This window comes from Arcticibacter eurypsychrophilus (assembly GCF_001730525.1).
In the GTDB taxonomy this organism is placed as follows: domain Bacteria; phylum Bacteroidota; class Bacteroidia; order Sphingobacteriales; family Sphingobacteriaceae; genus Arcticibacter; species Arcticibacter eurypsychrophilus.
Window position 1 is genome coordinate 1 of sequence record NZ_MDFN01000033.1, and the last position, 13,009, is coordinate 13,009.

Sequence of the window (13,009 nt, forward strand, 5' to 3'; positions counted from 1 at the left end):
TTATCCCGGTTTTACCGGACAACAATAATTTGTAGTATAATATGAGCACACATCGCATTATTCCGTTTATTTTGAGCATCTTGATGTTATGCTGCTTTTTTCAGGGTTATTCTCAATCTATAAAAGCGCAACAAGGCGCTATTTTAAAGGCGGGAGGTAATTTGCGGATTAGTGGGGCAAACATTAAAAATCAGCGGAGTAATTTCAGCGTCGTGTCTAACGAACTTGGGATATTTACTATTCTATCTTCGGTGGGAGATACGCTTGAAGTATCGGCGATGGGCTATATGACTAAATATATTGTAGTCGTGGATTTTAAAGATGTGATTCTTTATCTTCAGCAAATTACCCAGCTTGATGAAGTGACGGTACATGGAAAGTCGTTGGAGGCAGATCTTAATGACATCAGAAAGGCTTATAAAAGTAAAGGCTCGTATTTTAGTGGTAAACCCCCTGTTCTTGCTTATATTTTTAGTCCGTTATCCGCTCTTGGCGATCGTTTTGGTAAAACAGGGAAACGTGCTAGGCGCTTTAATAACTTTGCATCGCAGGAACTTGAATATCAGGAAGTGACTAGAAAATTTAATGATCTATCAATTAAAACTGCCGTGCCAGCAATTACGCCGGAAGAGTTGCCTGATTTCAGATCAGATTATTTACCTACATTGGAGCAGGTTCGCTTATGGAATGAATATGATATGGTCGTTTATATCCGTAAATCGTATAAAGAATTTAAAGCTTTTAAACAACAAGATAAAGGAACAGTTTCTGCTCCTTAAATCTTATTGTTTCTTTTCTTTATTAACTCAGTCACTTCTTTTTTAAGCTTAATCTTTAGGAATATGATAAAAGCTGAAATGAATACGGAGCCAAGTGTGATGGCATATTGACCGTCTTTAGCGCTCCAGAATACACATAACACTAAAATTATTAAAGCTAAGTTGTATAATACATTAAGAAAAATCTTTTTCCCCATTGGATCTGGTCAAACTTATTAATATACAGGCATTGATGGATCAATTTTTTCTTTCCAGGCCAGTATTCCACCTTCCAGATTATATAGATTTTCCAAATCCAGAGTCTGTTCCAGTTGCATAATAGCGGCGGCACTTCTCTTGCCACTTCTGCATTGAACAATCACAGGTTTATCTGTTGCAATTTTATCCGATTCTATTAGAATACCCGACAAAGGAATGTTTTCGCCATTCAGATTAGATACCTCATATTCAAAAGTTTCTCTAACATCTATTAACTGAAAATCTTCGCCATTATCTATTTTCTGTTTAAGCTCTTCAACTGTAATTTCTTTCATGACCTCAAGTTTGTATATTCAAAGATATGAATTATGATGAAACATACCAGTTGGTTGTTTCAAAGCGTTATAATATCGTAATTTTACATCCTACTGTAACAAGTTCCCCCTGCAGCTGTTCTAATATATGATTATATCAATAGATGAAAAATCTTAATCAATTCTTCTGGTTTTGTTCAGGAGTACATATCAATACGTTAAAAGATTACCCTACCGAACATAATAAATATGTAGGAATTGGGGCTACCATTTTTTTTACTGCACTATTCGCCTCTCTCTCTGGTGGGTATGCTATGTATTTTGTCTTTTCGGGTGACGTTGCTGCGGTGTTTTTTGCTATCCTATTTGGGATCATCTGGGGACTTGCTATCTTTAATATGGACCGTTATATTGTATCCAGCATCAGCAAAAACGGGACTGTAAACAAACAAATTCTGCAGGCTACTCCTCGAATTCTCTTAGCTTTTATGATTGGTATAGTCATATCAAGGCCTTTGGAACTCAAGATATTCAACAAGGAAATCCGTGAGAAATTGAAGCTCTCTTATTTAAACGGTCAACGTTCTAAAATAGATACCCTGAATAATACGTTTACCTATAAATATGGATTGGAGTTAAAGAAGGTTAAGGACCTTGTGACTGAGCGGGATTCGCTTACCACTGATATAAATAGGTCTCGTTACCTTTTAAACCAGGAAATCTTTGGGGATAAAACTAACCAGACATCAGGGAAGGTTGGATACGGTACTTATGCCAAGCAGAAAGAAGAGGTGCTGGCACAAAAAGTGAATCGTCTGGATGTTTTACGTACTGATATTACCGCCATGGAAGGCTTTATAAGGCAACGTAGAGATTTGGATGGGATTACCAGTGAGCGTATGTTTAGTGGTAAGCAGCTGGATAGCTTAGCTAATGTTGCAGGTTTTGCTGACCGGAACTGGGCGTTAGGGCAATTAAGTTTTAAGGCAGATGGCACTCGTGAGTTGGGGACTTTTCTTGCTATTTCATTTATAGGATTACTTTTTATTCTTTTTGAATGTTTGCCTGTATTCGTTAAACTAATGAGTGACAAGGGTCCTTATGATGTCGCCTTAATGAATACGGAAGAGTCATCTATCCATGGATCATTTAAAAACAAAGACTACCATATAGCCGTTATTGACGCTGTACAGGAAACAAAAATAGAGAATGAAACGGAAAGGCAAAAAAGAGAAATTATTAATTCTTCTAAATCAGCTGTTTACGGAGAATAAAGTCGTTCATCCAATATTTATAATAAGGAATATCTTCTTCTTTGAAAATTTCAAACCCTAGCCTTTTATAAAAGTCAAATGCCTTGTTTTGTCTGTTTACATTAAGCTCCAACTGCAAGACACCTGCTTTTATGGATTCATTTTCTATGTATTGGAGAAGCAATCTGCCTATGCCTTTACCATGCTCTGCCGGCTGGACATAAAGCTTATGAACCTTTAAAAGAGCAGGATCAATTTCGGATCTGGAATATCCTGCAAAGGCAACAACATTATTCAGGTATTCCGCCAGTATAAAGATTATCCCTTGATTGATCTGTTGGGTTAGCGCATCTAAGGAGTACATATGGTCCAGCATAAAGCGTAATTGCTCCTCTGATAAAATAGAATGGTAGGTAGGCCACCAAATATCCTCTGCCAATTGATGTATTACAGGTACGTCTTCTATTGTAGCTGTGCGTATATTGATGGTCGAACTCATTAGTAGTTTTGAATGTTATAAAAAAACGAATAGCTGTCTTGAATGATTAAATTTTCTCATCAAGACAGCTATTCGTTTTTTATCGTTAATACTCAATTTTTTAATATAACTCTATGTGCAATGAACGGTCTTTTGACCTTCTAAAACGAAGAAGACATAAAAAACGTTTTAATGCAGCTTTTTATAAATTTCCTTAAAAGCTTTTGAAGGATCTGGAGAAAGGTTTACTGCCGCAGAAACGGCAACCCCATATACTCCTGCTTTCAAGAGTGCATCAACATCCTCTGCCGTAACTCCACCAACTGCAAGTAAGGCAATAGATATTCCCCTTTTTTTCATCTCATCTGTGATAAGCTGATAGCCATTTATACCAAGCAGAGGATAATCATTAGGTTTAGTGAGGGTTATTCTCAATGGCCCGCAACCTATATAATCCACAACCTTGCTGTCTGCAATACGTTGGATATCTTCTATTGTATTAGCAGAGGCACCAAGCGTTTTATCTGGTCCTATTTCTTTCCTTATTGATCTAAAATCAGCATTCATATCTTCAATATGAATCCCTTGAATATCTGCTTTTGAAATTAAGGAGATATGATCGGTGACAATCAGGGTGGTACCCCAATCATCGCAAACCTCAGCTATCCGGTTAATATCATCTAAAAGCTGTTCTTCATCCTTAGAAAAACAACGGTATTGAATCCAGTTTGCTCCATTTTCACATGCTATCATGACCTGTTCCAAGTGGCTCCTTCGGGAAAGATCCTGTGTCAGGTAATGGAATTTTGATATGTACTTATGCATGTTTTCTAAATTATTTACCTTCAATTACGTGGTTATTTACTTTCAGACGTGAGGGCCTCAATAACTGGTTTACCAATGTTTCCATTAGGTGCCTGGATATGAAGTAAGGCAGATATAGTAGGGGCAATATCGGTCATGGCAACCGGACGATTGGTGGCTCCCTGTTTAATTCCCCATCCCATTAATACAAAGGGGATATGGGCATCATAAGGGTTCCATGTACCATGTGTGGTACCTGTTGCTCCTCCACTATAAAACCCGGGCTTCAATATAATTTGAATGGCCCCACTTCTGTCTTTATTATATCCGTTAATGATTCGGGTCTTTAATTGCTCAGGTATAGAGGCTTGCTGTGCCTTTTCCATTTCAACAACATAAGCGATATCACTTCTTTTATTGAGATATTGAATGCATGTTTTTATAATAGCAGATTCATCCAGCTTGCTTTTCTCCATAACCAACTTGTTTAAGTTGACCTGATAGTTAGTTAAGCCAATAACCAAGTTTGGCTGCTTGAACTCTTTCTCTAATATAGCATTCAACTCTTTGGTAATCGTGCCGGAAGGAAATAAACCTGCAGGAATATGGTGTGACAGTAAAAAGTTAGGATTATGTGCAGCACCGTGATCAGCAGATAGAAAAACGGTATAATTCCCTTTCCCTAGTTTATTATCTATAAAGGTTAAAAAAGAAGCAATATCCTGATCAAGGCGTAGATAAGTGTCCTCTGCCTCTATGGAATTTGGCCCAAATTGATGCCCCACATAATCGGTTGATGATAAACTTACTGCTAAGAAATCGGTTACATCACCTTGTCCCATTTGCTCATTGTCGATAGTGGCTTTTGCCATATCAAAGGTTATTGAATTTCCATAAGGGGTGGCCCGTATAACAGATAAGTCTTTTTTATGCATGGTGGATGTTTCATATGGAAATACAGGAGCATTCACACCACTAAACTTTCCTTCAAAGGGACTATCATCTTTTTCACTTTGCACGTAGGTGTTAGTAGGATATAGGGTATTCCAGTTTTTGTCCAGATACTTCTGAGGAAGCTTCTGATTGTTAACCGTTTTAACCCATGCAGGAAGATCTTTCATGTAATAGGTACTTGTAATCCAGTTACCCGTTAAATCATCAAACCAATAAGCTGCATTTGCTGCATGTCCCCCAGGTAATATTCCCCCTCTGTCTTTTATCGCAATGCCTATTGTTTTGGAGCGAAAGTTGGTAGCCAGCTTCAATTCATCAGTTACCGTAGTAACCAGTAAATTATTAGGTGACATTTCGCCTGCATTTGAAGTGCTTCCTACCGTTTTTACTGTGCTATCATCTGTGCAATACATGGATTTTCCGGTTGCCTGAATGATAAAGTCGTTGCCGGCAATGCCATGAAGCGAAGGTACCGATCCGGTATAAATAGTGGAATGCCCAATAGCGGTGACTGTAGGAATATAATCAATATTGGTATTCTCGCAGGAGAATCCTTCCTGAAGAAGGCGTTTAAACCCGCCTTTAGCATATCTGTCCTGGTATCGGTAAAGGTAATCCCACCTCATTTGATCAACGACAATCCCAACAACAAGTTTGGGTCTTTCTATTGAAGAAGAGGTGCTTTTTTTCTGTGCCGAAGCACCAAGGGTAAGCAAAATGAATGCAGTAACAAATAGATAGCTTAATTTCATTTTTTCGAATGTGTGAGCTCAAATATCGTAAATCCTCCAGTACTATTCCTATTAAAACTTTAAACTTAACGAAAGCATAAAGTTCCGCGTTGCCTGCGGGAAATAGTTGTTACTGGTGGTTTTAACTCCGTAATAAGTAAAACTATAGGTGTATCCATTTGACTCATAGAGCTCACTGAAAACATTGTTAGCCAATAAGGTTATACCGATGTTTTTCACCTTTCCAAGGGAAGTATTGTAGCCTAATCTTAAATCGTTAACGAAAAAGGCATCTATTGTACGGGTGTTGTTGGAGGTGTTATCCAAATATTGCTTACTTACATATTTATTTAACAGCCCGATCTCTGCCTTTTTGAATGGGCGGAACGATAATTCACTGGAGCCTATAAAAGAGGGAGAAAATGCAATGTTCGTATGAGTATGATTGAAACTGTCATTAATTTCGGTATCGTAGTTGTACACATATTCCGTAAAATCTTTGATCTTATTCCGGCTCAGATTAGCGGCAACTCCCCAGCTTAGATTAGGGAGTAGGGCAAATTGTATATCTGCTTCTGCTCCCAGGCGATAGCTGTCGGCCACATTCTGCCTCAAAGCCTCTCCTTCTGTATTTAATTGTCCGGTTAAAACTAACTGGTCTTTGTAAATCATCCAATAACCGTTTATTCCTGCTTTAACCGAATTTCCGGTAAAACGGTATCCTGCTTCCAGGTCTTTCAGGTTTTCGCGTAAGGGACTTAAACCTGCCGCTATATTGATATAATCATCCCGGTTAGGTTCTTTATTGGCTACTGCAATTGAGGCGTAAACGTTGCTTTCGTTATTCAGCAGGTAGGTAATTCCAGCCTTCGGATTGAAAAAGTTAAGATTGTCCTTTACATTTAGCGCCGTTCTGTTTTTATCTGTTCCTGTAATGGAATACCCAATTTTGCGATATTGCAGATCTCCGTATAAGATCACGCTTCCCAGCTCGTAGGTCGCTTTCCCATAGATATTGAAATCGGTTTTAAATCCATTTCCGTTATAATAACGATCTCCCGGTTGTCCGTTGGAATTAAAAGTAGCCCAGGTAACTTCCCCAAAGTGGTCTCCATCGTATTCATTATAAGCACCACCTAATGTGAAGTTAATCCGTGTTGATGGCTTGTAGTTTAACGAGTAGGTTACGCCATAAAAATCATTGTCCAGCCACCTGCGGCGTACTAAATCAGTGTTCTCAATGACTTCTGATCCTAAAACAACATCTTCAAGACCATAATCTTTTAAGTCCTGTTCGTTTTTATATTCTTCATAATAACCACTTCCATGTGTATAATGCAGCGCTGTATTTAAGGAAAGCTGATCATTAAAGGTATGGGTATAAAATGCCTGGTAATGGTTTTGGGTATAGTTATCAGTTTGGTTTTTATACAGGAAGGAGTTGTATTTCCGTTTGTCCGAATTAAATAAGTTGGATGAGTCAGCTGGTGTAAAAAAGGATACGCCTTTATTATTCTGATAGTAAGCCTCTAATTCCGCAGGAGTTCCTTTCAACTTTTCTCCAGGAATACCATTCCATGCCTGATAGGTCTTCTCGTCTCCTGAAAATACATTTGCACGCAACAGATCTTTTTTGCCATAATAGGCTCCAGATAAGAAATAAGACTTCAGATTGGATGCCCCTCTGTCAATATAACCGTCTGATTTAATCCTCGAAAGTCGCCCGTCAAAAGTAAACTTATCATTGATCAGTCCGGTTCCAATATTGACTGTATTCTTCCAGGTATTATAAGAACCAAAGGTATTGTTCACTTCAGCATAAGCAGAATCCCTGCGGGTAGTGGTTTGAATATTCAAACTCCCACCAAAAGCACCTGCCCCATTTGTGGATGTTCCTACTCCTCTTTGGATCTGGATGTTATCTACAGATGACGCAAAATCAGGAATGTTGACAAAAAAGGAACCCTGACTCTCCGCATCATTTAGCGGGATCCCATTTAAGGTTACATTTACGCGGGTGGCATCACTTCCACGGATCCGAATACCGGTATATCCAATTCCTGTACCCGCATCTGAGGATACAACCACCGAAGGGGTCTGGTTAAGTAGAAAAGGCAGATCCCGACCATGATTATACTTTTCTATTTCTTGTTTATCGAGGTTTTTATAAGTAGTAGCCGTATTTGCTGTAGCTCTGGTAGCGCTTACGATCACTTCATCTGTGATAATGTTTGTGGGTGCCATTGCTGCATTGAAGATCCGGTTGTTGGTCAAACTTATTGTCGTACTTATTTCAGAGAAACCAATAAAGCGAAACGTCAAGGTATATGTCCCAGCTTTCAATCCTGAGATCCTATAATCTCCATTTGGATTGCTCTCTATTAATGTATTTCCGCTCAGGATACTTGCTCCTGAAAGAGGCTGACGGCTAGAACGATTTGTAATTGTTCCCGAGATTGAGTACTGTGCCCAAGCTAAAGCTGGAAACAGGAGTGCCATAAGGGCAACTAAGTAGATTTTTTTCAAAACTAAAATTTTATAAAAATGAATGCGTATCGGGGCTACACGCAATTGTCCTTGTTACAATTCCTACGCCGGCATTATCCGGATCAGGTTCACGGAGAAAAGTATACGCTTTTGTATAACAATCCTTCCGATGGGTGTAATCTCAGCCTGTTTTTACACAAGCACCCCCTAAGACACCACGAAGTTAAGTATCAAATTTTGAAATACCTATTTTTCTGCTTAATTTTATGATTTTTAACTTAGGCTTATTTTACTTACTATTCATATTCATGCTACGTGTTGATAGTTCCAAGCCTTTTAAAGTCGTGTATTCATTGTGTAAACATGAATACCTTGGTTGGTTAATAGAACCTCATGTGGTTCAGTTAAACTCCGATGGAGGCTTTTCCCTTACCTACCAAAGGCTTTTTTCAAATACCATACAGGAGTTTGCCAAGGAGTTCGATGAGATAGATTTTAAACTGATTAAGCTTCTTGATGAAACGGAACAGTCTCATGTCATCAAGCGGTTTTATAAGAAACTAATCCGTCCGGCAGAATTCTTTGCGCGGATCTTCGATGATAAGTTATTTCAGGTTATCCGTCCCAAAATAGAAAAACGCCTTATTGAAGCGATCGCTCTACTTCGACATAAAGGATTCTATCTGATGAGCAGGGAAGGCTGGCCGGTAGATCATCTACTTGAAGTCGCTGAAGAACCTGCATCCGTTTTATTTCACTTCCGACGTAATGAAGAAGAGACACGCTATTTTCCAACCATAAAATATAAGGGTACGCGCATCGAGTTCATGTTTAAGGATGCGCAGATCATTTGCAATGAACCAGCCTGGTTATTATTGGAAAATGTGGTGTATAACTTCCAGGATGAGATGGAAGGTAAAAAACTGCAACCTTTTCTTAATAAACGGTTTATCTCTATTCCTAAAACTTCTGAAAAGAACTACTTTGAACGATTTGTAGCTCCTCTTATTGAGAAACATAACGTGTTTGCGGATGGATTTCAGATTAACACAGAGAAGTTTGATGCCTTTCCCGTATTAAAAGTAGATTTTGTGCCTGGTGGAACATCCCGTCTGGAACTTTTATTCAAATACGGGGAATATACTTTCCCTGCTGGGGTGGGAAGGAAGGTTTCTGTGCGCATGCAAATAGAAGGTGATGACTATATCTTCCATCGCATCAAACGATCGCAACTCTGGGAGAAAAATAAACTGGATGAGTTACTGCATCTTGGCTTAAAAAAAACCAGTGATCTCTTTACTCAGTTCGAGGTAGAACCTCAATCAGATGAAACAGACCCTGCTCTTTCTATTATAGAATGGCTGAATGCCAATCATGCTGCACTGGCTGATTTAAATTTTGTAATCGAACAGGTTGAAGGGAAGAAGCGTTTCCTATTTGGTACCAGTAAGGTAGAGCTTGACTTCCAGGAGAACAACGATTGGTTCGATCTGAAAGCAGTTGTCTTTTTCGGGCCTTATCAGATTCCATTTATTGATCTGCGCCATCATATTTTAAATAAAATAAGGGAATATGTATTGCCATCTGGCGAAATAGCCATTATTCCTGAAGAGTGGTTTGCCCAATATGGAAATTTGATGATGTTTACTGAACTTCATGGTGAGCATTTAAGACTAAAAAAACACCATATTGGACTGATAGCCGATTATGCGAATAGTGAGTTGGCAACCATTACGATGGGAAGAAAACTTCAGATGCTCAGTGCCTTTGAAGAGATCGAGGAGGCTCCTGTACCCATTAACTTTAAAGGTGTCTTGCGCCCCTATCAGAAAGCGGGGTATGATTGGTTTCATTTCCTCCGTAAATATCACTTCGGAGGATGTTTGGCTGATGATATGGGTCTGGGTAAAACAGTGCAAACGCTTGCATTGCTGCAAAAGATTAAAGAGGAAAACGTAAAAGAGGGTACATTATCTACCTCTTTGATTATTATGCCTACTTCTTTAATTTATAACTGGGAGAATGAAGCCGGAAAGTTTGCACCCGAATTGAAAATACTGGTACATACCGGAAGTCTTCGCAGTAAAGATCTAAGCCGCTTTCTGGAATACGATGTGGTGCTAACCACCTATGGTATTACCAGGGTCGACATCGAGCTGATGGTGCATCTCTATTTTCATTATATCATTTTAGATGAAAGTCAGAACATCAAGAATCCCGCATCAAAAGCCTATAAAGCCGTAAGGCAGCTTAAATCAAAGAATAAGTTGATCCTCAGTGGAACTCCTGTGGAGAACACGGTGAATGATCTTTGGGCGCAGATGTCTTTCATTAACCCTGGCTTACTTGGAAACCAGACGTTCTTTCAAAATGATTTCGCAAACCCCATAGAGAAAAAGAAAGATGATGAAAAGGCGAAGAAGCTGCTCGCTTTAATCAAACCGTTTGTATTAAGGCGCACAAAAAATCAGGTTGCCAAAGAACTTCCTGACAAAACAGAACAGCTTTTTTATTGTCGTATGACCGATGATCAGGCCGAATATTACGAAAATGTGAAGTCTGAATACCGGAATGCACTGTTGGACTCCTTAGAAGACGGCACTTATGTGAAATCTCAGATTCAGGTATTGCAGGGATTGACCAGACTTCGTCAAATTGCCAATCACCCACTGATGGTGGACAAAGAATACGAAGGTGAATCCGGTAAATTTGAAAACGTGATTCATACCCTGGAAAATGTACTAGCAGAAGGGCATAAAGTATTAGTTTTTTCCCAGTTTGTGAAACAGCTTGATATCTACAGGACCTATCTGGATAAAGAAAATGTCACCTACGCTTATCTGGATGGAAACACGAAGAACCGAGGTGAGGTAGTAGAAGAATTTCAGCGGAATGATGATATTAAGTTATTCCTTATTTCACTAAAAGCGGGGGGTGTAGGACTCAATTTGACCGAGGCTGATTACGTATTTCTACTTGATCCATGGTGGAATCCTGCTGTGGAGCAACAGGCCGTAGACCGCACACACCGCATAGGCCAGACTAAAAACGTATTTATTTATAAGTTTATAACCAAAGATAGTGTGGAGGAAAAGATTCTTGCCTTACAAAACAGAAAGCGAATTGTAGCTGAAACTCTTATTACTACCGAGGAAAGCTTCGTTAAATCATTATCTCCTGAAGATATTAAAGAAATTTTAAATTAAGGCTTCACATAGGGCAGGAATAAATCCCTACTCAATATTTCAGCACCTAGTGTAGCCAAATGTTCACTATAGATCTGGCAGTCAATTAATTCATACAGGTTAGTATGACACAGCCAGATTAAGGCAATTTTAGAAGCATTGCTGACATGGCTAAACATACTTTCGCCACAAAATGCCTTCCCGGAACTGATGCCGTACAAGCCGCCAACCAGTTGATCCTCCTGCCATACTTCAACTGAATGGGCTATTCCTATTTGATGCAGACGGATATAAGCCTCCTGCATCTCCTTGGTGATCCATGTTCCATCCTGATCCTTGCGTTCTTTTGCTGCACAAGACTTGATTACTTTTTCAAAAGCCGTATCAGTAGTCACTCTGAACTTTCCTGATCTTAAAGTCTGCCGCATGCTTTTAGAAATTCTAATCTTCTCGGGAAACAAAACAAAGCGTTCGTGTGGGGAATACCATAAGATAGGTGAATCATCCGAATACCAAGGGAAAATGCCATTGTGGTAGGCATTCATAAGTCGTTGAGCGGTTAAATCTCCACCAACAGCCAATAAGCCATCTTCTTCTGCCAGTTCTGCAGGAGGAAAACGAGCGTCCAGATCATCAAGCTCAAATATCATTCATACAAAAATACGACAGAATTTTATTTACAATACGTGGCGATGAGCTTATCAGCCTTATCACTGCCTATTTTTCGAACAAATTGCAGGTCTTTGCAAGCCCCTTCCTGATCTCCTTGCTTGATTTTCTGCTTTGCCTGATCAATAACCCGGCTTATATAATCATCATCGTAACCAAGTTCCTCTTTCAGCTGGATGATTTTTTGTTCATCGTCAGCAGTATAATTACCCTTATCTTTTTTTTCGTAATAGGTTATTACCGCATCGCTTAAATAGCCCTGTGCCTTATAAGCATCTATTGCCGCTTTAATTTCAGTGGCAGAGCGCCAGCAGTTAAATTGTCGCAGTGAAAAATTAATGGGTAGAGTGATTACGCTTGTGGTGTCATACAGAGCAGGAATTGTCCACTTTCCTGAAGTAAGCCTGATCAAACGGAGAGCCTCATCATCAAGATCTATTCCTAATCCTTTTTGCACCTTGGATTCAATGATTCGACCCTGACTATTTAACCGGAAACTAACCTCAATAGTCCCTTCAATGCAGTTTTGTTTCGAGTACTCCGGATAAATCATACTCTGATTAATAAAGTTAGCTAAACCGGATGCCCCTCCTTTAAAAGAAGGGTTTTCTGCTGGCTTAAAGGATGCTTGCAGAAAAAATATAAACAATACGAGTAAATTCAGTTTCATTATTACTATAACGAATTGAAGCCCAATTTATTGATTAAACTTCAAATTACTCTTCCTCTGTATCCGGTTGACGGGGTTCTTTGCTTATTTTATCAAATATCTGATCCATCCGATTCACATATTCACTCGTATCATCAATAAAAAACTCCAGACTTGGAACAACACGTGCCTGATTCCTAATCCTCGAACCCAACTTGTATCTGATTTCGTTAGCATGTGCTTTAATGGTACTCAAGGCAAGTGCAGCATCCTGACTATTAAAGAAACTTAGAAATACACGTGCAATAGCCAAATCAGGAGTCATGCGCACCTTTGTAATAGTGACCAGCATATTTGGTAAAAAGCTCATTCCCTCCCTTTGAAATATCTCAGCCAGATCCTGTTGTATCACCCCTGCAAATTTTTGTTGCCGTTTGCTTTCCATAATAATATTATTTGTAACAGGTTAAATGGGTCCAATACCCCAAAATTAGCCTGTTCAAAGTTA

Annotated in this window: 12 protein-coding genes; 3 read left to right on the forward strand and 9 right to left on the reverse strand. The window is 39.1% G+C overall.

Annotation, left to right across the window (positions count from 1 at the left end; all coding sequences use genetic code 11):
• The first annotated feature begins 41 nt into the window (after positions 1-41).
• Positions 42-779, forward strand: a complete 738-nt coding sequence (locus tag BFL47_RS16040) for a carboxypeptidase-like regulatory domain-containing protein (protein ID WP_139125849.1) — start codon at positions 42-44, stop codon at positions 777-779.
• Here BFL47_RS16040 and BFL47_RS20545 read toward each other — a convergent pair.
• Complete coding sequence (locus BFL47_RS20545) at positions 776-976, reverse strand: DUF6358 family protein (protein WP_069660815.1); 201 nt, start codon at positions 974-976, stop codon at positions 776-778. The genes BFL47_RS16040 and BFL47_RS20545 overlap by 4 nt on opposite strands.
• 18 nt (positions 977-994) lie before the next feature.
• A complete protein-coding gene (locus tag BFL47_RS16050) occupies positions 995-1,312 on the reverse strand; it encodes a rhodanese-like domain-containing protein (RefSeq protein WP_016197497.1) in 318 nt (105 codons plus the stop codon).
• Positions 1,313-1,455: 143 nt separating this feature from the next.
• Here BFL47_RS16050 and BFL47_RS16055 point away from each other — a divergent pair, with 143 nt between their 5' ends.
• A complete protein-coding gene (locus tag BFL47_RS16055) occupies positions 1,456-2,565 on the forward strand; it encodes a DUF4407 domain-containing protein (protein ID WP_069660816.1) in 1,110 nt (369 codons plus the stop codon).
• Here the strand turns inward: BFL47_RS16055 and BFL47_RS16060 are convergent.
• The 4 genes from BFL47_RS16060 to BFL47_RS16075 all read right to left on the reverse strand — a co-directional run bounded on the left by BFL47_RS16060 (position 2,540) and on the right by BFL47_RS16075 (position 8,010).
• Positions 2,540-3,043 (reverse strand): GNAT family N-acetyltransferase, encoded by a 504-nt coding sequence (locus BFL47_RS16060; RefSeq protein ID WP_069660817.1) that lies wholly within the window; start codon positions 3,041-3,043, stop codon positions 2,540-2,542. The two genes, BFL47_RS16055 and BFL47_RS16060, sit on opposite strands and share 26 nt — an antisense overlap.
• A 168-nt stretch (positions 3,044-3,211) precedes the next feature.
• On the reverse strand, positions 3,212-3,847 hold the full coding sequence (locus tag BFL47_RS16065; RefSeq protein ID WP_069660818.1) for a thiamine phosphate synthase: 636 nt from the start codon (positions 3,845-3,847) through the stop codon (positions 3,212-3,214).
• Between the two features lie 32 nt (positions 3,848-3,879).
• On the reverse strand, positions 3,880-5,532 hold the full coding sequence (gene pafA / locus BFL47_RS16070; RefSeq protein ID WP_069660819.1) for an alkaline phosphatase PafA: 1,653 nt from the start codon (positions 5,530-5,532) through the stop codon (positions 3,880-3,882).
• Positions 5,533-5,583: 51 nt separating this feature from the next.
• Complete coding sequence (locus BFL47_RS16075; protein WP_069660820.1) at positions 5,584-8,010, reverse strand: TonB-dependent receptor; 2,427 nt, start codon at positions 8,008-8,010, stop codon at positions 5,584-5,586.
• Between the two features lie 296 nt (positions 8,011-8,306).
• Here BFL47_RS16075 and BFL47_RS16080 point away from each other — a divergent pair, with 296 nt between their 5' ends.
• Positions 8,307-11,204 carry a DEAD/DEAH box helicase gene (locus BFL47_RS16080; protein ID WP_069660858.1) on the forward strand — a complete coding sequence of 966 codons (2,898 nt, stop codon included), beginning with the start codon at positions 8,307-8,309 and terminating at the stop codon, positions 11,202-11,204.
• Here BFL47_RS16080 and aat read toward each other — a convergent pair.
• From aat to rbfA, 3 genes are read right to left on the reverse strand one after another with little or no spacing between them, the layout of a single operon-like run.
• Entirely contained in the window at positions 11,201-11,833 is a 633-nt protein-coding gene (gene aat, locus BFL47_RS16085) for a leucyl/phenylalanyl-tRNA--protein transferase (protein ID WP_069660821.1), read from the reverse strand. The genes BFL47_RS16080 and aat overlap by 4 nt on opposite strands.
• 23 nt (positions 11,834-11,856) lie before the next feature.
• Complete coding sequence (locus BFL47_RS16090; RefSeq protein WP_069660822.1) at positions 11,857-12,522, reverse strand: energy transducer TonB; 666 nt, start codon at positions 12,520-12,522, stop codon at positions 11,857-11,859.
• Between the two features lie 46 nt (positions 12,523-12,568).
• Entirely contained in the window at positions 12,569-12,946 is a 378-nt protein-coding gene (rbfA, locus tag BFL47_RS16095) for a 30S ribosome-binding factor RbfA (RefSeq protein WP_069660823.1), read from the reverse strand.
• Positions 12,947-13,009 lie beyond the last annotated feature (63 nt).

Bases quoted from the DNA above. Each gene is read 5' to 3' on its own strand.
- BFL47_RS16080 (WP_069660858.1), top strand. From the start codon at position 8,307: ATGCTACGTGTTGATAGTTCCAAGCCTTTTAAAGTCGTGTATTCATTG.
- BFL47_RS16090 (WP_069660822.1), bottom strand. From the start codon at position 12,522: ATGAAACTGAATTTACTCGTATTGTTTATATTTTTTCTGCAAGCATCC.
- BFL47_RS16060 (WP_069660817.1), bottom strand. From the start codon at position 3,043: ATGAGTTCGACCATCAATATACGCACAGCTACAATAGAAGACGTACCT.
- aat (WP_069660821.1), bottom strand. From the start codon at position 11,833: ATGATATTTGAGCTTGATGATCTGGACGCTCGTTTTCCTCCTGCAGAA.
- BFL47_RS16055 (WP_069660816.1), top strand. From the start codon at position 1,456: ATGAAAAATCTTAATCAATTCTTCTGGTTTTGTTCAGGAGTACATATC.
- BFL47_RS16040 (WP_139125849.1), top strand. From the start codon at position 42: ATGAGCACACATCGCATTATTCCGTTTATTTTGAGCATCTTGATGTTA.
- BFL47_RS16075 (WP_069660820.1), bottom strand. From the start codon at position 8,010: ATGGCACTCCTGTTTCCAGCTTTAGCTTGGGCACAGTACTCAATCTCG.
- rbfA (WP_069660823.1), bottom strand. From the start codon at position 12,946: ATGGAAAGCAAACGGCAACAAAAATTTGCAGGGGTGATACAACAGGAT.
- BFL47_RS16050 (WP_016197497.1), bottom strand. From the start codon at position 1,312: ATGAAAGAAATTACAGTTGAAGAGCTTAAACAGAAAATAGATAATGGC.
- BFL47_RS16065 (WP_069660818.1), bottom strand. From the start codon at position 3,847: ATGCATAAGTACATATCAAAATTCCATTACCTGACACAGGATCTTTCC.
- pafA (WP_069660819.1), bottom strand. From the start codon at position 5,532: ATGAAATTAAGCTATCTATTTGTTACTGCATTCATTTTGCTTACCCTT.
- BFL47_RS20545 (WP_069660815.1), bottom strand. From the start codon at position 976: ATGGGGAAAAAGATTTTTCTTAATGTATTATACAACTTAGCTTTAATA.